Source organism: Pseudoalteromonas aliena SW19 (genome assembly GCF_014905615.1).
In the GTDB taxonomy this organism is placed as follows: Bacteria; Pseudomonadota; Gammaproteobacteria; order Enterobacterales; family Alteromonadaceae; genus Pseudoalteromonas; species Pseudoalteromonas aliena.
Genome location: NZ_AQGU01000025.1, coordinates 1,044,218 through 1,063,742, shown reverse-complemented (window position 1 = coordinate 1,063,742; position 19,525 = coordinate 1,044,218). Strand labels below are relative to the sequence as shown.

At 38.7% G+C, this 19,525-nt stretch carries 14 protein-coding genes; 7 read left to right on the top strand and 7 right to left on the bottom strand.

Going from position 1 to position 19,525, the window contains the following annotated elements; genetic code table 11:
* Nucleotides 1-74: 74 nt before the first annotated feature.
* Nucleotides 75-5,390, top strand: coding sequence for a DNA repair ATPase (locus tag PALI_RS10355; protein WP_193155780.1), 5,316 nt, complete (start codon nucleotides 75-77; stop codon nucleotides 5,388-5,390).
* A gap of 106 nt (nucleotides 5,391-5,496) precedes the next feature.
* On the opposite strand, the gene PALI_RS10350 is transcribed toward PALI_RS10355, so the two are convergent.
* The 4 genes from PALI_RS10350 to PALI_RS10335 all read right to left on the bottom strand — a co-directional run bounded on the left by PALI_RS10350 (nucleotide 5,497) and on the right by PALI_RS10335 (nucleotide 9,650).
* The gene (locus PALI_RS10350; protein ID WP_193155779.1) at nucleotides 5,497-6,261 is read right to left on the bottom strand and encodes an EAL domain-containing protein; all 765 of its coding nucleotides are present in this window, start codon (nucleotides 6,259-6,261) and stop codon (nucleotides 5,497-5,499) included.
* Between the two features lie 276 nt (nucleotides 6,262-6,537).
* Nucleotides 6,538-7,686: a N(5)-(carboxyethyl)ornithine synthase gene (locus tag PALI_RS10345; protein WP_193155778.1), complete on the bottom strand. Its 1,149-nt coding sequence runs from the start codon at nucleotides 7,684-7,686 to the stop codon at nucleotides 6,538-6,540.
* 294 nt (nucleotides 7,687-7,980) lie between these two features.
* Entirely contained in the window at nucleotides 7,981-8,118 is a 138-nt protein-coding gene (locus PALI_RS10340) for a DUF2256 domain-containing protein (protein ID WP_077538670.1), read from the bottom strand.
* A 2-nt stretch (nucleotides 8,119-8,120) separates the two neighbouring features.
* Nucleotides 8,121-9,650, bottom strand: coding sequence for a cryptochrome/deoxyribodipyrimidine photo-lyase family protein (locus PALI_RS10335; protein ID WP_077538668.1), 1,530 nt, complete (start codon nucleotides 9,648-9,650; stop codon nucleotides 8,121-8,123).
* A 98-nt stretch (nucleotides 9,651-9,748) separates the two neighbouring features.
* Here PALI_RS10335 and PALI_RS10330 point away from each other — a divergent pair, with 98 nt between their 5' ends.
* Nucleotides 9,749-10,357: a flavin reductase family protein gene (locus PALI_RS10330; protein WP_193155777.1), complete on the top strand. Its 609-nt coding sequence runs from the start codon at nucleotides 9,749-9,751 to the stop codon at nucleotides 10,355-10,357.
* Nucleotides 10,358-10,431: 74 nt separating this feature from the next.
* Nucleotides 10,432-11,190: a sulfite exporter TauE/SafE family protein gene (locus tag PALI_RS10325; protein WP_193155776.1), complete on the top strand. Its 759-nt coding sequence runs from the start codon at nucleotides 10,432-10,434 to the stop codon at nucleotides 11,188-11,190.
* 55 nt (nucleotides 11,191-11,245) lie between these two features.
* On the opposite strand, the gene PALI_RS10320 is transcribed toward PALI_RS10325, so the two are convergent.
* Nucleotides 11,246-11,881, bottom strand: coding sequence for an SDR family oxidoreductase (locus PALI_RS10320; RefSeq protein ID WP_193155775.1), 636 nt, complete (start codon nucleotides 11,879-11,881; stop codon nucleotides 11,246-11,248).
* A gap of 234 nt (nucleotides 11,882-12,115) precedes the next feature.
* On the bottom strand, nucleotides 12,116-12,361 hold the full coding sequence (locus PALI_RS10315) for a hypothetical protein (protein ID WP_077538661.1): 246 nt from the start codon (nucleotides 12,359-12,361) through the stop codon (nucleotides 12,116-12,118).
* 542 nt (nucleotides 12,362-12,903) lie between these two features.
* Here PALI_RS10315 and PALI_RS10310 point away from each other — a divergent pair.
* Nucleotides 12,904-13,287 carry a response regulator gene (locus PALI_RS10310; RefSeq protein ID WP_077538659.1) on the top strand — a complete coding sequence of 128 codons (384 nt, stop codon included), beginning with the start codon at nucleotides 12,904-12,906 and terminating at the stop codon, nucleotides 13,285-13,287.
* Nucleotides 13,288-13,555: 268 nt separating this feature from the next.
* Here PALI_RS10310 and rpsT read toward each other — a convergent pair whose 3' ends face one another.
* Nucleotides 13,556-13,816: a 30S ribosomal protein S20 gene (gene rpsT / locus PALI_RS10305; protein WP_008166555.1), complete on the bottom strand. Its 261-nt coding sequence runs from the start codon at nucleotides 13,814-13,816 to the stop codon at nucleotides 13,556-13,558.
* 294 nt (nucleotides 13,817-14,110) lie between these two features.
* Between rpsT and murJ the strand changes: the two genes are divergently transcribed.
* The 3 genes from murJ (at nucleotide 14,111) to ileS (ending at nucleotide 19,518) form a co-directional block, all read left to right on the top strand.
* A complete protein-coding gene (gene murJ / locus PALI_RS10300; RefSeq protein ID WP_404935934.1) occupies nucleotides 14,111-15,649 on the top strand; it encodes a murein biosynthesis integral membrane protein MurJ in 1,539 nt (512 codons plus the stop codon).
* A gap of 84 nt (nucleotides 15,650-15,733) precedes the next feature.
* Nucleotides 15,734-16,684 (top strand): bifunctional riboflavin kinase/FAD synthetase, encoded by a 951-nt coding sequence (ribF, locus tag PALI_RS10295; protein WP_193155774.1) that lies wholly within the window; start codon nucleotides 15,734-15,736, stop codon nucleotides 16,682-16,684.
* A gap of 5 nt (nucleotides 16,685-16,689) precedes the next feature.
* Nucleotides 16,690-19,518: an isoleucine--tRNA ligase gene (gene ileS / locus PALI_RS10290; protein WP_193155773.1), complete on the top strand. Its 2,829-nt coding sequence runs from the start codon at nucleotides 16,690-16,692 to the stop codon at nucleotides 19,516-19,518.
* Nucleotides 19,519-19,525: the final 7 nt, after the last annotated feature.

Below are 19,525 nucleotides of genomic sequence, written 5' to 3'. Positions count from 1 at the left end.
ATAGCCGTAATAAATTGTTTTTACGGCTTTTTTGATCACACATATTAAAGTAATACAGCTGCAGGAAAGGTTACATGACGGACTCAACACAACATGCTTTAGAGCAGGGATCTTACGACTTAATTAAACGCCGTTTAAATAACTTTGGCGCAACGTTAAAAACACAAACCGATACCGTAAACAGCCAACGTATTAGCGAATTTGGTAGTACAGAATTAAAAGTAAAAGGGCGTGTTCGTGCACGCACCGAGCAAAATTGTACGCCACGGGATATTATTATTGTGGGTGACAAAGTTATTTTTGCTTACAACGTGTTTTTAGGCCTAAAAAAAGAAACCTCGATTGAAGATGTGTTTAGTGTGCAAAAGCTGGTTCAGCAAGATGACCACTTTGAAATTGAGCCTTATCCTGAGTCTACATTATTTTTAACTGATACCCGCTTTATTCGTGATTTTGAAGAGTTATACACTTACTACAAACAAACTCGTTTGCAGCACTTATATCAACAAAATGGTAAATTATTTGCGCTATTTCAGATAGGCGAAAAGCTCTCGGATGTACGTGTTTTTAGATGGGAAATACACCCAGATAACACCATAAATTACATCGATAATCGGGGTGAGCGAGATATAAAACACGCTCACGATTATGATTTTGAATGGCAGAAAACAGACCGCAGTGATCACGTTGAAGGGCGTCACGGACACATTAATATTGTCGATAAAGTGTTTGTTGAAACCATTGGTGGCACGCTAACAATAAAAATAGAAAATAGCACTGAAACAGGTGAAGGCATTCACGAAGAGCCCGTTGAAGATAAAAACCAGTCCCTTGCCGATAGTGAGGTTGAGTATGCCCAAGTAGGTGATTTGATCCTGCTAAAAATACTTCCTTATAGAGAAAAACAGTGGCGTTACTTTATTTATAACAGCCGCACACAACAAGTTATGCGCCAAGATGCCATTGGTAGCGCTTGTGTAACCTTACCAGAAGATCACGGTATTATTTTTCCTGGTGGTTATTATTTACAATCGGGTCAAGCTCGCTCGTTTGAAGAACAGATTGATGAGCTAGAGTTTCATAGGCAAATAAAGTCACCCAATGGTGAAGATGTACTGTATGTTTTTTATGAGCCAAGCGAAGGCCGCTATGCTTTATTTGCCTACAATATTATTGATAAAAACCTACAGAACCCAATTTACTGCCATGGTTATGGCATTTATAACGATGGTTTAACCCTTATTTTTAAAGCCGATAAAGAACAAGCCGAGCGTGTACATCCTATTCAAATTTGGCAAAGCCCCTTTGTATCTGCAGAGTTTGCAGCGAATGCCCCTGCATTGACCAGCTTTTTTGGCAAAATCGGTAACCCTGATTTAGTACGCGGCATTTCCGACCTTTACAGTGTGTGTAAGGCAATTAACGAGCAAAGTCCGAGTCTGTTTCATTACGAAGATATGATTGCGCTAAGCCGTAATATTTTTGACCGTTATCATTGGCTTAATGAAGGCGAGTTTAGCGAAATAGCACAAAGCCTGCATAGTATTTATGAGACCGCCGAGCAAGTACTTGATGAGTTTGAAAAAGTAACCGAAATACAAAATAAAGCAAAACAGGCTTTAGCTGATATAACCGCGCAATATAAAGACGTAACCCGCGAAGTTCGTCCCGATAGTTTTAAAGCGGTGCCTCAGTTTGTGAGTGCAATTGACGCGTTAAAGGTGTTAAAGGGTCAAATTATTAGCCTTGAAGACATTAAGTACATAGATGTTAACGCGCTAAATGAGTTACAAGTAGAGGTTGATGGGCACCTTAGTAACGTAAGCAAAGCGACAGCGGCCTTTTTACAGCAATCTACAGCACTTGAACCGTACCATAAAAAGCTAAAAGAGCTTGAAGAGTTAAGTGCTAAAAGTGAAAGTGTTAGCGAGCTTAAAGCTTATATCACAGAACTAGATAAGCAAAGTGTTGAACTTGATTTACTCAATCATACTATGCTTGATTTAGACATTGATGATAGCCGTGTACGAACCCAAATATTAGAAGATATTAGCGGTGTTTATGCCTTAGTTAATAGGGCCAAAGCGGGAATTGAAATTCGTCAAAAAAGTTTAGGTAGTGTTGAAGCAAAGGCTGAATTTGCAGCACGCTTTAAACTGTTTTCACAAAGCATTACCAACGCGCTAAATAACGCCAAAACTCCTGAAGCGTGTGATGAGCAACTGTCTCGCTTGCTTATTCAACTTGAAGAACTTGAGTCGCAATTTAGTGATTTTGACGAATATCTTAGCGAAATTATAGCTAAGCGCGATGATGTTTATGAAAGCTTTGAAGCGCATAAACAAAGTTTAATTGATGCCCGTCAACGCCGAGCCCTTAATCTGGCTAATGCTGCAGAGCGGATACTGCAAGGTGTTAATCGTCGAGCGCAAAGCTTTAGTGAATTAGATGCGTTAAATACCTACTTTGCAGCCGATCCGATGATCAGCAAACTGCGAGCTCTCACTCAAGAGTTAAAGGATATTGGTGATGAAATACGCGCAGATGATATTCAATCAAAGCTCAAGGCAAGCAAAGATCAGGGCATTCGTTCACTGCGCGACAAGCAAGATATATTTACAGATGGCGGTAACACAGTCAGCATCGGTAAGCATGCATTTAGCGTTAATAAGCAGCTTTTAGATTTAACATTACTGCCGCGCGATGAGCAGTTAATGCTGCATTTAACAGGGACCGATTATTTTGAGCCAATAACCGATGAGGCAAGTGTTAAAACCTTAGCGCAAAGCCGCCATTTATGGCAGCAAGTATTGGTTTCTGAAAATACGGATATTTACCGTGGTGAATACCTTGCAGCGCAAATTTTATTAGCATGCGAAAATAGTGAACACCCACTTACTTTTGCAAAGCTACAGCAAGCAAAAAACGAAAATACATTATTAAACACAGTGCAAAAATTTGCAGAGCCCCGTTATCAAGAAGGCTACGAAAAAGGCATACATGATCACGATGCAACGGCAATTATTGACTCATTACTTAATCAAAAAAATACCCTTGATTTACTTATTTATCCTGTAAGTTGCAGAGTTGCAGCCCAACTTTATAGCGCTCAGCTATCGTCAGAGCAGTTATCTACTTTTTATTACCAAGCAAAAAACGCACTGTTAATGGAACAGCATTTTGGTGCAATTAGTTTTACTACATCTTTAAGCACCCAGCTTGGCGACTTTATTGCTGAGTTTTTAAAATCAATCCCTAAGCTATGTAAGCACTTTAGTGATTTATCAAGTGAGTTAAGCGCCGCCTATTTAGTTAAACAACTCGCACAACAAAGCAGTGCTGATGAGCATCTATTTATTATTTCACAGCAAGCAAAAAATCTTGCTGTGCAGTTTACCAGTGATGCAAATAGCAAAGGCTATAACAGCGAGCTAACAAAGGCTAACACCACAATAAACAGCACAGATGAGTGCGCATTACTTTATTTAAGCTGGCTGAATGCGTACAGCCTTCAGCACAGTAAAATAAGCACAGTAGTGCAAGCCGAAGCTGCTAATTACTTACATTTAAGCGCAACAACATCTTTTAAATATCGAGTATTAGATGTCACCCCTGATAACCTTGTAACAGGATTAATGGGCCAGCATAAACAAATTCAAGATCAAATATTACATGTTGATTACGCTGCATTTTACGCGCGTACCCGTGCGTATATTACACAGCAAGTACCTGCATTTGAGCAGTATCATACTTTACGTAGCGAAATTTTAGCACAGCAAAAAGAGCGTCTGCAGTTAGACGAATTTAAAGCACGCCCTTTAAGCTCATTTGTGCGAAATCAACTTATTAATAAAGTGTACTTTCCAATTATTGGCGATAACTTAGCCAAGCAAATTGGTTCTGCCGGAAAGAATAAGCGCACCGATTTAATGGGTATGCTATTGCTTATATCGCCCCCAGGCTATGGTAAAACTACCTTAGTTGAGTACGTTGCTAACCGCTTAGGTTTAACCTTTGTAAAAGTGAACTGCCCATCAATTGGGCACGATCAGGTATCCCTCGATCCTGCTCAAGCAATCAATGCAACGGCCGAAAAAGAGATTGCTAAAATTAATCAAAGTTTTGAAATGGGCAATAACGTCATGCTTTATTTAGACGACATTCAGCATACTAATCCTGAGTTTTTACAAAAGTTTATTTCATTATGTGACGGCTCTCGCCGAATTGACGGTGTTTGGAATGGTAAAAGCAAAACGTATGATTTACGTGGTAAAAAGTTTGCTGTTGTAATGGCTGGTAATCCTTACACTGAATCTGGAGAGAGTTTTAAAATACCTGATATGCTTGCTAACCGTGCTGATATTTATAATTTAGGTGACACGCTAGCGGGATGCGAGAAAGAGTTTGCAATGAGCTTTATTGAAAATGCTCTAACATCAAACACAGCACTTGCGCCGCTTGCAAATAGAAATATGGATGATTTATATAAATTTGTACGTATGTGCGAAGGCGAAGATATTCCATTAAACGAGCTTGAATACGGTTACTCACAAGCGGAAGCGAATGAGATAAAAGCGGTTATTAGTAAATTAATCACCATTAGAGATACTGTTTTAAAGGTAAATGCCCAATATATTGCCTCAGCAGCCCAAGATAACAATTACCGTACAGAGCCTGCCTTTAAGCTGCAAGGTAGTTACCGGAATATGAATAAAATGGCTGAAAAAGTGGTTGCAGCCATGAATGACGAAGAGCTAGAGAACTTAATTTGTGATCATTACCGTGGTGAAGCGCAAACACTGAGTAAAGGTTCAGAAGAAAACCTCCTTAAACTTGGTGAACTACGCGGTACTGTAACAGCGCAAGAACAAGCGCGGTTTGACAAAATTAAAAGTGATTTTGTAAGGCTAAATAAGCTCGATGGTGCAGGTAGCCCTGTGATGATGGCTGTTGAGCAAATGGGTTATTTACATGAGTCGTTAGAAGGCATTGCGAATAAATTAAGTAAGGGCAATTTAAGCTACGATTACAGTGAGTCGCTTGGCGCTATGAGTGAAAACCTCACTCATTTAGATAGCCATAATGGTTTAAATGCCCTCAACGAAACACTCAGTAATGGCTTCAATCATACGCCAGATAAAAATAGTTTTGCTCAACTAATTGAGGTTATTGAAAAGAGTAGTCATCAATCTCAATTGAGTGAACTTAATCAAACACTATGTGCTAACAACGCGAATCAAGCTATTGCGATGCTTGGTCAGCAATTAAATGAGCTGATTGCGCTAAACGATAATAAAGCTCAAATGAAAGCCTTAGTTCAGGCAATTACCGATAATAATGTGCAGCAACAATTAACTAAGTTAGTACAAGCGTGGTCTGGTAAGCAATAAGTACAGGCTGGACTATATTCGTTAAGCAAACGGTTAATACCACACTATAGTAAAGTGGTATTAACCAAGTATACGTTTTCATAGTTAAGAGGCGTTACTGGTGGCGTTAAAAATTGAGATTTACATCAGGTAGGCTCTCAAAGCTTGGTTTTGCAAACAAATAGCCTTGCATAAGCTCAACACCTGCGTGTTTTAGCCATGTATATTCTTCTACTGTTTCTATTCCTTCAGCAAGTGCTGTTATGTTTAAGTCGCGAAACATATTTAAGCAATGGGTGACTATAAATTGGCGTTTTTTGTCGTTGTTAATATTGCGTATAAGCGCCATATCTAATTTAATAATATCTGTTTGAAAGTCAGCTAGTAGGTTTAATCCAGAGTAACCTGCGCCAAAATCATCGGTTGCCGTTTTAAAGCCAAGTGATTGGTAGTAATCAACAACGCGTTTTATGTGTGCAGTATCTTCTACTTTTTCCACCTCGGTAAATTCAAACATGATGTTTTTTATAGGAAAGTTATATTTTTTAGCCGCTTCTAAGGTGGTGCGTATGCATCGCTCGGGTTTATAAATAGCGTTTGGTAAAAAGTTAATACTCAACATAGACTTTACCCCCAATTTTGCGGCAAGCTCAATGGCTTTAATGCGGCACAGTTGATCAAACGCATAACGATTATCTTCGTTTACTTTAGAAATTATAGAGTAGGCAGATTCGCCATTTAATCCTCTAACGAGGGCCTCATAACCAAAAATAAGACTAGTGTGACAGTTAATGATTGGTTGAAAAGCCATTGAAAAATCAAACTTGAGCTTTTTTGTTTCAGCACAGTTACTGCATGTGACTTTTTCACAATATTTTGATTTTTCATTCATTTAGCTCAGCCTCTTATGTTTATTTATTTTAGGTTAGTTGATATTAGAACCTAACACAAACGAATAGGGTATTGGCTTTTATGGTAGTTAATAACGATTTAAATAATGTATGGTGGCTAATGTCATAGGATTTAATGACAGTTAGCAGGCCCTTGTCTGCCTATTAAATTTATAATAGCGCTATATGTTTAAGGAAGAACATGACTACATCACTATCATTTATAGTAAATTTAAAGCCAAGCTATTTTTCTTGGCTTTGAATTTTTACTTGTAGCCCTATGATGTTATTAAATTATATGGGTAATTTTTTTCACGGTTTTGAAATGATAAAATAGCGGTGTTTTTAATTATTCCTTGTTCAATATTAATAGCACGACGAATAGTATCGTCTTTTTGCCATTGTTCTGCACCTGCAATTATAGTGGGTAAATAAACAATAAGTGCACCAGAGATCGAGCGCGTTGCACTTTCCCATAAATAGCTAGGGGTATGATCAACTGCATAATAATCTATGGTTTTATAGTTAAACATCGGATTTTTAAACGTGGTTGGCTTTGCAAAAAAGAACCCCATACCTTCATCACAACTTACATCAATAATTAGGCTATTAGGTTTTAAACACTGGGCTTCAGACTCAATTACAAAATTAACCGGATTGGCAGTTTCTTGGTAGGTGCCATTTACAATAATGTCAGCTTCGCTAATGAGTTCAGTGAGGGGGCGCTGTGTTCCGTCGTGTTCAACTACCATCATACGGGCTTCGCCTTCGTTTCCTAGACGTACTTTAACGTAATGACAATCGAGTACTTCTTCGCGTACTTCATGATCTGGGCGTTGTATGCAAATTGTAATATCCCTAAAACCATGGGCTTTAAGGGCATAAATAGCACCACGGCTAACGGCTCCAAAACTAAAAATAATAGTCTTGCGTTGATTACCATAATGGCCATCAATCCCCTTCAGTTGTAGAGCATGCAATACGGCACAATAGCCTGCCATTTCATTGTTTTTATAAAAAGTATGGCGACCTACATTACCTTGAGGCGACCATACGAACATATCTTCAAAGGCAATTAATGTGAGCTTTCTATCTAGTGCGGCTTGGGTGATTTCTTGTTGTTGTACGCAATGAGCGTATCCCCAAATTGTGCCACCTTCTTTGAGTTCTTTTAAGTCAGCAAGGACTGGTTTTGCAATAATAGCAGTGCCTATACCAGTGAGTATTTCACTGCGCGATGCTATCCCACCGCTCAGAGCTGCAATTTCTTTATCGCTTACATTAAATGCATTCCCGTAGCCTTGCTCAAAAATCATTTTTTTTCTAAGTGCTTCTGGTATGCGAATTAAATGTTCTGGATGAATAGGGTATCGCCTTTCGTCTGTTTTACGTGACGTTCCAATTACGCCGATGGTTAATTCACTCATGCTATATCCTTGTTCAAAGTATGCTGAGTTCATAAACGAATAATGCTACTTCGCAAACAAACTGGTATTTTTTTACAGGCGCGCGAATGCCTTGGCTGTAAAAATAGTGCTTGGTAAAGGGTGTTATTTTAAGTCGCTAAATTAGAGCGATGAATTTTAAGCAGTGATGGATCAGAAAGTTAACTTATATCGAATTACAAGTTGAAAGTAGGTAATTGTAAGCAACTACTATAACAGCAATGCACAGTGCTTACTTAGGTTAAAATTATTATCGATAAATTGATTTTATATCGCCTATTTATTATTACGTTTGCAGCGCTCTGAGCAATAAATAACGTTTTCCCAATCGCGTTGCCATTTTTTACGCCATGCAAAGGGCTTGTTGCACACAGGGCAAATTTTTTTCGGTAGATTAATTTTTTTATGCACCATACTTATGAGTCCTCTTTGTTATTTTTACTAGGTATTTTGCGTTTTACGCGAGTAACTTTTTTGGTTTGGGTTACGTGTTTTTTAAGGATGACTCCTATGGCGCGTTTAACATCTGCTCGCTCGCGGTATTGCCATAAGCGTTCGCGCGCTTGCTTTGAAGCCGTGGTTAAATCAAGCATTGGCTCGGGGTAATCTTCTCCTAGCTTAAAGTCGTTAAATAGCGCTTCCATCGGGGTTTGTTGCCAAGGCTCGTGCAAATATTCAATAGGGAGCTTTTCAAGCTCGGGGCACCATTTTTTAATAAAAGTACCTGTTGGATCTTGATCTTCTGATTGTTTAATTGGGTTGTAATGCCGAATGGTATTAATCCCTGTTACCGATGCTTGCATTTGAATTTGCGGGTAGTGAATTCCTGGCTCAAAATCTAAAAAGTAATTAGCGAGAGGAAAGCTTGCTTGCTGCCAGCTTATATTTAAATGATGCGTTACAAAGCTCACAAGCATGGCGCGCATTCTAAAGTTTATATACCCAGTCGCCTTTAAGCAGCGCATGCAAGCGTCAATAATTGGAATGCCTGTTTGGCCCAGCGCCCAGCGTTGAACATCACTTTTCACGTTTTTGTCATCACGATAAGGAAATACATGATAACCAGGATTAAGGGCCAAAAATTCCATTGTGCATTCGCTTTCAAATTTTTGCATAAAGTGGCAATGCCAATGCAGGCGAGACACAAACGCTGCAAGCGGGCGTTTCCAGCCTTTTTTATTTGGATGCTTTGAATGATATTGCTCAATAGCCATTTGATACACTTGCCTGAGGCTAATATTACCCCACGCTAAATAAGGCGAAAGCCGAGAGCAATGAGTTTGGCTTAAACTTGGGCTAGATATACCCTTTTGATAACCTTTACCGCGTTCAGCAAAAAAACTATGCATGATCTCTTGGGCATGTAGCGGGCCGCCTCGTTGAAAATTATCATCGTCTTGTGTGTAAGTATTGGGTAAATCAGGTGCTTGATAGTTATTTAGCGCAATAGTCTGAATGTTTTTCCAGTTGGGTACGGCAATAGGTGATTGCATTGTTTTTTGCCAATGCTCATTCCAATTATCGCGATTTTTTTTACCGCGTATAACAGCACCTGTTTGCGACTCCAGCCAATTAATGTGATTATGTTGGCACCACGCTTTAACAACTTTATCTCGCTTAAACGTGTTGTTTAAGCCTATTTCTTGATGACTAAAAATATTAATTATTTCAAATTGCGTTTTTAATGATTCAAGTAAGTCGCTCATGTTTAAATTAAATATATAAACGCAGGTGTTAAAACGAGCTAACTGTTTATTTAATTCAACGATTGATTGGTATACAAAGCGCCAATGGCGCTCGTTGTAATGAGCATCTTCAAGTAGCAGAGGTTCAAAGTTATAAAGTAATAGCGTGGGTAGACCGTTACTAAAAGCATTTTTTAAAGGCGGGTGGTCGCGTAGGCGTAAATCGCGTTTAAACCAGACTATGTTTATTTTTATACGCATGAAATCAACATATTATTTAAAAAATGCTATTTAGGGTTTAAGTTGTACGCAGCGTAGTGATTTTCCGATTTAGTTTTCAAGATTAAAAGTGAGAAACCATGTTTTTAGATTTAACCAATAACAGTAACCACTCTGTTTACTCTTATCTAGTTGGTGGGATAAGTCCCAGACCTATTGCTTGGGTAAGTACGTTAAGTAGCGAGGGGGTTGCCAATATTGCGCCTTACTCTTTTTTTACTGTCGCCAGTTGTAACCCACCGGTGTTGAGCGTAACGCAAGTAAACCCAAGTAATAACAAAAATAAAGACACGCTAAATAATTTACTCGTTACCAAAGAGTGCGTAGTTAATATTGTTAGTCATGATCTTATTGAACAAATGAATCAAAGCGGTGCAAATTACTCAAGTGAAATAAGTGAGTTTGATGCCGCTAATATCTCTCAAACGAGTAGTCAGCTAGTTCATGCGCCAAGTGTTACCGATTCTAAAATAAAATTTGAATGCAGATTACGAGAGGTCATTACTATTTCAAAGGAACCGGGAGGAGGAAAAGTCATGCTATTAGATGTGATTGGCATTAATATAGATGATGAGGTTTTAGTCAATGGATATATAGATCCAACACGTTCAAATACAGTGGGTAAAATGGGCGGTGATTATTTTAGTACCACGAAAGACAAATTTGTGCTCAAAAGACCACTGTTTTAGTGTTTAGCAATAGAGACTGTATAGATTCTAAATTTAGTTATGTTTAATCGCTTTATGAAAAGAATGCTTTAAATATGGATTTATTTACGACTGATCTTATTTCGCCTATGTTGGCATTAGTGTTTGTTTTGTTGGCAGGTTTTACTTCATTTTTTTCTGCTGCCTTTGGTGCGGGCGGCGGGCTAATGTTACTTGTTGTGATGGCATCGTTTATGCCCATGACTTTAGTTGTTCCTATTCATGGGCTCGTGCAACTAGGGTCAAATATCAATCGCTTATTACTGAGTTTTAAACATATAGATAAAAGTATGTTTATTTATTTTACGCTTGGAGGCGCAGCTGGGGCGGTATTGTCGAGTTTTATTGTTTCAAACATTCAATTTGATGTTATGAAGTTAGTTGCAGGAGTTTTTGTCATTTATATTTTGTGGGGAAAGACTCCATTATTGCACAGCAGATCGATACTTTGGCGTTTAGCTGGTGGCTTTGCTACTACATTTATTTCGATGTTTATCGGTGCAAGTGGCCCATTAGTCGGGAGCTGCTTACACATGAGCAACTATAGTAAGATGCGTTTTACAGCCACGTTTTCAAGTATTATGTCAACTCAGCATTTATTTAAAGCTGGCATATATGGGGTCGTTGGTTTTAGCTTTTGGCAGTGGCTACCTTTAGTCGGTGCAATGGTTTTTAGTGGGGCTATAGGCACATGGCTGGGAATTCGATTATTAAACCATATACCAACAGACAAATTTAAGTGCATTTTTAAATATATTTTAACATTATTAGCATTGCAATTAGCTTGGCAGGGCTTTAAATCGTTATGTAATTAATGCTCATTCTACGAGGTAGAATGAGCATGTTTTAATAAAATCAGTTCATTAAGGCTTATTTAACAGCTGCTTTAATTGGTTTATCACCATCAAATAATTCAAAAATGCGACTGCCATTGGGACTATTTGTAGCAATATGAAGTAACGCATTAGCCACATTTTCTCGGCTAATTTTAGCTTTATCCTGATCTTGTGGGCGCTTAGTTGTTACTGTTAATGAAGCTGCATCGTTAGTTAATGTTCCTGGGCGAACAATAGTGTAACTTAAACCACTGTTGATTAAATGTTCATCGGCCATGTGCTTAGCAACTAGATATGGCTTTAAATCGCCATTAATTGAATCAGGGTCGTCTGCACCAATTGAGCTGACCATGATAAAGTGCTTAATTGCATGCTCTCGAGCGTAGGTTGCCGCTTTAGTTGCAGCCCATAAGTCAATTAACACAGTTTTGTCATCCCCAGTATTACCACCCGAACCAGCCGCAAATATAACTTGTTCGCAGTCTTTTAGTGCGTTACTAAAATCACCTTCGAGATCTTGCTCGACAATATTTAAAAAAGGGCTTTGTAAATCACTTAGTTTGCTTTTGTCACGCACTAAGGCAACTACACTTTGTTCATTTTTAAGCAGTAACTCGGTAGTCATTTTACCAATTTGTCCGCTTGCACCAATAATTAGGGTCTTGCTCATAATTAATTCCTTCTTAATTTAATAGATTGAAAAAGTAATGTGCCGTGCAAATAGACGTTGGGGTGTGAGTATATTTTTAAAGGGTAAATTGGAATTTTAATTAATTTATTTTATTTAAATAAAAATTTACGGGCTAGTAAGGGGAAGTTGTCTTGTCGTTATTAGTGCAGATTGAGGTTTAATCATAAAAAAACCCAGCAGAGCTGGGTTATAAAATATTCTAAGGAGAAATTGTTAACTTTGGGTTACATTAAATTGCCCAAAAGTATAAACCTTGAACAAGTAAAAAGTATTTATTAACACCAAACTCATATTTGAAATAACACTCGACGACATAAGATCTAAGCTAAATGATAAGAATAATAAACCACACGCACTAATAGCTGCAATGCGCAGTAAAGTGATCTGGTTGATAAAGAATGCACCTAAACCTAGTGCAAGTAATATAGTATTTAAAAGCCAATCTAGCTCGTTTAGCATGGTCGTTTCAATAGTTCAGTTGTTGAAAAAAGGAGCGCCATTATGTTGATATTTTGCACAGCTTTCAACCAAGTAATTTTAAATTTTCAGATTAGTTTTTTTAATCCAAAAAATCATTATTGTTATGTATTTATCATCAATTACGGTTCTTAATGCTTTTGGTGGGGGTTTAAATAGTACAGTGAATTATTTGATTAACATTTATTATAAATAGAGATTTTAACTCGAGAAGTGGGTTGTTCATCTGGGTTAAGAGTAACTTACGACAAGACTTCACTTAATAACGAGATAATCTGCATTGCTTTAAAGTATTTATAATATATGGAGCTTTGCTTTTAGCAGGCTGACACTATTAATGCGTTCTCATGTTTGGTCATTATATAAATGTATGACTCCTTTATTTAACTGGTACTTTTTATTTATGGCTTAACATAAAGCAAATGTGGTCTTTTTGGTGTAGGTCTCTATAATTAAAAAAGTAAATTTATATATGAAGTTAGGAATTAATTATAACCTAGCTTATAGCCTATGAAGGAATAAAGATGAATACGCAGCTATCAATTTTAATTGTAGATGACGTTAGCACGGTGCGTAGCTTTTTGAGTCAAACGCTAATGCATTTAGGGATAGACAATGTAAAGGAAGCATCTACCGCCTCACAATGTATTAGTGAGTGCCAGGCTGCAAATTATAATATTATTTTTTTAGATATTGAATTACCAGACGGGGACGGCAAAGAGTTAATAGCGCAGATCAACGATTTAAGCCCTGAGACGAATGTTGTTATGGTGTCGGCTCACTCTGGTATTGAAAATGTAAAAGATGCAATAGATAAGGGGGCCAAAGGTTTTGTAGTTAAACCATTTACTCCTAAAAAAATAGCGGCAATGCTTAAGAAGTTTTATCCAGACTTGGAAAATGTATAACACCAATCTGCTTAAATATTTATGCCGATGGTTATAATACCAAACTGCATAAATCTTTGATCAATTTAACGAATTAAATTGCACTATAACGTCGTTAAAATTTTTTATTTAGAACAACTAGATACAAAAATTTTTGCTTAGTTCTAGCGTAATTTTCTTAACGTTAAATAGACCCTATATATAAGCAGATTGGCATAAACTACGAAATTAAGTTTTAGATAAAAAAAAACCGGCTAAAGCCGGTTTTTTATATTCTAACAAAAACAAATTATAGAGCTTTAATTTTAGCTGCTATACGGCTCTTATGACGAGCTGCTTTGTTTTTGTGGATTAGACCCTTAGTTGCGTAACGGTCTAGGATAGGTGTAGCAACAGAAAAAGCTTGCTGTGCAGCTTCTTTATCGCCAGCTTCAATAGCAACAAGTACTTTTTTGAAGTAAGTGCGCATCATTGAGCGACGGCTTGCGTTGTGCTGACGGTTCTTTTCGCTTGTGATAGCGCGTTTTTTTGCAGACTTGATGTTAGCCAAGGTTTGCTCCTAACAATCTTAAAATAAAGCTTAAATTAAAGGCCGTGGAATATGCCTGTTTCTATCATGAATGTCAATTTAAATTTAACATCCAAGAAAAACTGCACCATGTAACGAGCATCAATTTGCCGCTTTAGCAGTTAATGACGACATTGTAACAAAGCACAGACCCTCAGCCTAGTGCTTTAAAGCGATTTATAAAAAAGACTGTGGCATAATTGCATTTATTAGGGATTTTCAAGTAGGTTTAAAGTGTCAAAAGGTTTATTTCGTTCCGGTATGATTGTTAGCTGCATGACTATGATATCGCGAGTTTTGGGGCTTGTACGTGATGCCGTAGTGGCTAATTTGTTAGGCGCAAGTGCTGCAGCTGATGTTTTTTTATTTGCTAATCGTATTCCAAATTTTTTACGCCGTTTGTTTGCCGAAGGTGCGTTTGCTCAAGCGTTTGTACCTGTATTGAGTGAAATCAAAGAGCAACAGGGGGATGATAAAGTTAAACTCTTCGTTGCACAGGCTGCTGGTACGTTAGGCACTATTTTACTTGTTGTGACTATTGTAGGTGTAATTGCGTCTCCTGTTATCGCTGCACTATTTGGCACAGGCTGGTTTATTGATTGGTGGCAAGGCGGCCCTGATGCCGAAAAGTTTGAACTTGCCAGTTCATTACTTAAATTTACTTTCCCTTATTTATTTTTTGTAAGTTTAGTGGCGCTAAGTGGTGCAGTAATGAATGTGTATAACCGGTTTGCAGTGGCTGCATTTACACCTGTTTTACTCAATGTATCTATTATTTCGTGCGCCATATTGTTGCACGATAAATTTAGCGTTGGGGCTTATTCTCTCGCAATTGGCGTGTTTGTTGGTGGTGTGGTGCAGTTGTTGTTTCAACTTCCATTTTTGTATAGAGCAAAAATGCTGGCTCGACCGCGTTGGGCATGGCAAGACGAAAACGTAAAAAAAGTACGCAAACTTATGTTACCGGCTTTATTTGGTGTATCTATTAGTCAGATTAATCTGTTGCTAGATACCATGATTGCGTCATTACTAATGACAGGCTCAATTGCGTGGCTTTATTACTCTGACCGTTTAATTGAGTTTCCGCTGGGCTTATTTGGTATTGGTATAGCGACAGTTATTTTACCGGCGCTCTCTAAACTGCACAGCAGTAAAAAAAATAGTGACTTCCAACACACTCTCGATTGGGGGGTGCGTTTTGTTATATTTTTAGGTCTGCCAGCAATGATAGGCTTAATGATCATTAGTCCACTTATTATTACTGTTTTATTTGATCACGGAGCGTTTAAAGAAGACAGTGTTGATCATGTTAAAGCCGTAAGCTTAGGTGTTGTTGCGTATTCAGTTGGCCTTGTCAGCTTTATGCTCATTAAAGTACTCGCGCCAGGCTTTTATGCTCGCCAAGATACCAAAACACCGGTTCGTATTGGTATTATTACCCTTGTGCTAAATATGGTGTTTAACATTATTTTAGCTCCTTTTATTGGTTATTTAGGTTTAGCGCTGGCTACTTCATTATCGGCCAGTTGCAATGCATTTTTACTCTACAGGCAGCTTAAAAAAGAAAACGTATATCAGTTTTCATCAATGAGTATACGCTTTACTGTTAAGTGTTTTGTTGCAAGCATTGTTATGGGAGCGGTTACATGGTTTGTGAGCAGTTACTATTATTGGGCTACTTGGGCCTTTGCAGAGCAAGTTGTATTATTAATAGCGTTAGTGGTTTTGGCAGGTGTTAGTTACTTTGCAATGCTATTTTTGATGGGCGTTAGACTAAATACGATAAAAAGTGTAGCAATTACTGAATCAAATTAAAAAAAAGATTATAATCGGCAACTCTGCGGCTTTAAGTATTTTTTAGTCGTAATTAATAACTCGCTAAACAAGGCATCAGGTGGCATGGAGTTAATTAGAGGTATACACAATATTCGCCCACACCATTTTGGTTGTGTGTTAACTATTGGTAATTTTGACGGTGTTCATTTAGGCCACGCTGAAGTATTAAAAGGTTTACTTACTGATGCTAAAGCGCATAGCTTGCCTAGCACTGTAATGCTGTTTGAGCCTCAGCCACAAGAGTTTTTTGCCAAAAACAATGCACCTGCACGCTTAACGCGCTTACGAGATAAGCTACGTTTGCTAAGTGAATTAGGCATTGAGAGAGTTATTTGCATTAGCTTTACTCAGCAGTTTGCAAATATGCACGCTGAGCAATTTGTTAGCGATATTTTGATTAAAAAGTTAGGTGTTAAAGCGCTCACTGTTGGCGATGATTTTAAGTTTGGTAAACAGCGCCAAGGTAACTTTGCTTTACTTGCTAGCATGGGAAAACAAGCGGGCATGGATGTAAAAAGCACCGCGAGTTTTCGCCAGTTAAATGCTAGAGTGAGCAGCACTTTAATACGAGATGCTTTAGCATCAGGCGATTTAGCCAGTGCAAAAGTAATGCTTGGCCACGATTATGCTATTTCTGGACGTGTTATACATGGCTGGAAAAGAGGGCGAGAGCTTGGTTTTAGAACCGCAAACATTGCGCTAAAACGCCAAGTGTGTCCCGTTAATGGGGTGTTTGCTGTACAAGCAACGATTGCAGAAAAACAAATTTTTGGCGTTGCAAATGTAGGTAATAAGCCCACATTTAATGGAACGCGCGCATTATTAGAAGTTCATCTTTTTGATTTTGCGCAAGATATTTACGGACAATTTATGCATGTGGAGTTAATAAAAAAACTTCGCAATGAAAAAAAATTCGAGACATTAACACAATTAACGGCACAAATAGCAACCGATGTTGCTGCCGCTAAGCAGTGTTTTGGTTTAAATCAGGTAGCCGATAGAGACGGAATGTAGGATAAATGAGCGACTATAAACATACTTTGAACTTACCGGAAACACCGTTTCCAATGCGTGGCAATTTGGCACAACGTGAACCAAAAATGCTTAAAGCATGGTATGAAGACGACCTGTACGGTCAAATTCGCAGCGCTAAGAAAGGTAAAAAGACCTTTATTTTGCATGACGGCCCTCCGTATGCAAATGGCGATATCCATTTAGGCCACTCAGTAAATAAAATATTAAAAGACATTATTGTTAAGTCTAAAACATTATCTGACTTTGATTCACCATTAGTTCCTGGTTGGGATTGTCATGGTTTACCAATCGAGTTAATGGTTGAGAAAAAAGTAGGCAAGCCGGGCGTAAAAGTAACCGCGAGCGAGTTTCGTGAAAAATGCCGTGCTTACGCTAAAAAACAAGTTGAAGGTCAAAAAGTTGATTTTAAACGTTTAGGCGTATTTGCAGATTGGGATAAGCCTTACTTAACAATGAACTTTGACTTTGAAGCGAATGCAATTCGTGTACTTGGTCGTATTATTGAAAAAGGTCATTTGCATAAAGGTGCTAAGCCTGTGCATTGGTGTACAGATTGTGGTTCAGCATTAGCAGAAGCTGAAGTTGAATACCAAGATAAGCAATCACCAGCGATTGATGTACGATTTACTTTTGTTGATCAAAATGCTGTTGTTAGCGCATTTGATTTGCTTGAAGGCCATAAAGGTGAGGGCAGTGTTGGTACTGTTATTTGGACAACCACACCGTGGACGCTTCCTGCAAACCGTGCCGTAGCTGTACACGCCGATTTAGAATATGCATTAGTACAAGTTGAAGATGAAGGCGTACAACAACGTCTAATTTTAGGCTCTGAGCTTGTTAAAGATGCAATGGACCGCTTTGGCTTTAATCACTTTCACGTATTAGGTTATGTAAAAGGTGCTGCGCTTGAAAACTTACAAGTTGCGCATCCTTTTTATGATTTTAATGTACCGGTAATTGTAGCAGAACACGTAACGACTGATTCAGGTACTGGCGTTGTACATACTGCCCCAGGTCATGGCCAAGAAGATTTCGTGGCTGGTTTAAATTACAACCTTGAAGTAGCTAACCCTGTTGGTGCAAATGGTGTTTATTTACCAGATACCGAGCTTTTTGCAGGTCAGCATGTATTTAAAGCGAATGCGAGCGTAATTGAAGTATTAAAAGAGCGTGGTGCGCTTATGCATCATCATGCGCTTACGCATAGTTACCCACATTGCTGGCGTCATAAAACCCCTATTATTTTCCGTGCTACACCACAATGGTTTGTAAGTATGGATCAGGCTAACTTGCGTCAAGATTCATTAAAAGAAATTAAAAACACGCAGTGGTTACCAGAGTGGGGCGAAAGCCGTATTTCTAACATGGTTGAAAGCCGCCCAGATTGGTGTATTTCTCGCCAGCGTACTTGGGGCGTACCCATTGCCTTGTTTGTTGATAAAGACACCGGTGCACTTCACCCAAATACACAAGAGCTAATTTCACAAGCAGCAGCGCTTGTTGAAAAATCTGGTATTCAAGCATGGTACGATTTAGAACCAGCTACATTACTTGGTGAAGAAGATGCTAAGCAATACATGAAAGTGCAAGATACGCTAGATGTATGGTTTGACTCAGGTGTATCGCACGCTTGTGTAGTAGATGCCCGTGAAGACTTAGTGGGTCCCGCTGATTTATACCTTGAAGGGTCTGATCAGCACCGTGGTTGGTTTATGTCATCAATGATGACATCAGTGGCTATTAATGGTCATGCGCCATACCGCCAAGTATTGACTCATGGTTTTACAGTTGATGAAAACGGCCGCAAGATGTCTAAGTCACTAGGCAATGTTATTTCACCACAAAATGTGATGAATAAACTAGGTGCCGACATTCTTCGTTTATGGGTGGCTTCTACCGATTACACGGCAGAAATGACTGTGTCGGATGAAATATTTAAACGCTCAGCCGATCGTTACCGCCGTATTCGTAACACCAGCCGTTACTTGCTAGCTAACTTAAATGGTTTTGATCCAAAAACAGATCAAGTGGCTATTAATGACATGGTTGAGCTTGATAAGTGGATTGTTGGCCGCGCAGCTCAGTTGCAAGACGAGATTTTAGCCGCTTACGATAGCTACCAAATGCTATTAGTAACGCAAAAGCTAATGAACTTCTGTACGGGTGAGCTTGGCTCGTTCTACTTAGACGTAATTAAAGACCGCCAGTACACAGCCAAGAGTGACAGCCATGCACGTCGTTCTTGTCAAACAGCGCTTTATCATATTGCAGAAGCAATGACGCGTTGGATGGCACCTATTATGAGCTTTACCGCACAAGAAATTTGGGAAGCATTACCGGGTGAACGTAGTGACTACGTATTTACATCAGTTTGGTACGATGGCTTACAAGCGCCAACAAATAGCCAATTTAGTAACGATGATTGGTTAGAGATTTTAACCGTGCGCGACGAAGTAAACCGCTTATTAGAAGCTGCACGTAAAGAAGAAGTCATTGGTGCAACGCTTCAGGCAACGGTTAATTTATTTACGGGTAAAGAGCTTGCCGCTAAATTAAATGCGCTTGGCGATGAACTGCGCTTTGTATTGTTAACATCAGCTGTAAATGTAACTGAAGTTGATAGCCAGCCTGCGGATACACAAGCCACCGAAATTGAAGGCTTATTTATTAGTGTTGCTGCAACAGATGCTGCTAAATGTGAGCGTTGTTGGCATTACAGCGAAGATGTAGGTGTTGAGCCAGCTCATCCTGAAATTTGTGGTCGTTGTGTAAGCAATGTCGATGGCGAAGGCGAAAAGCGTCAATTCGCTTAGGAGTTAT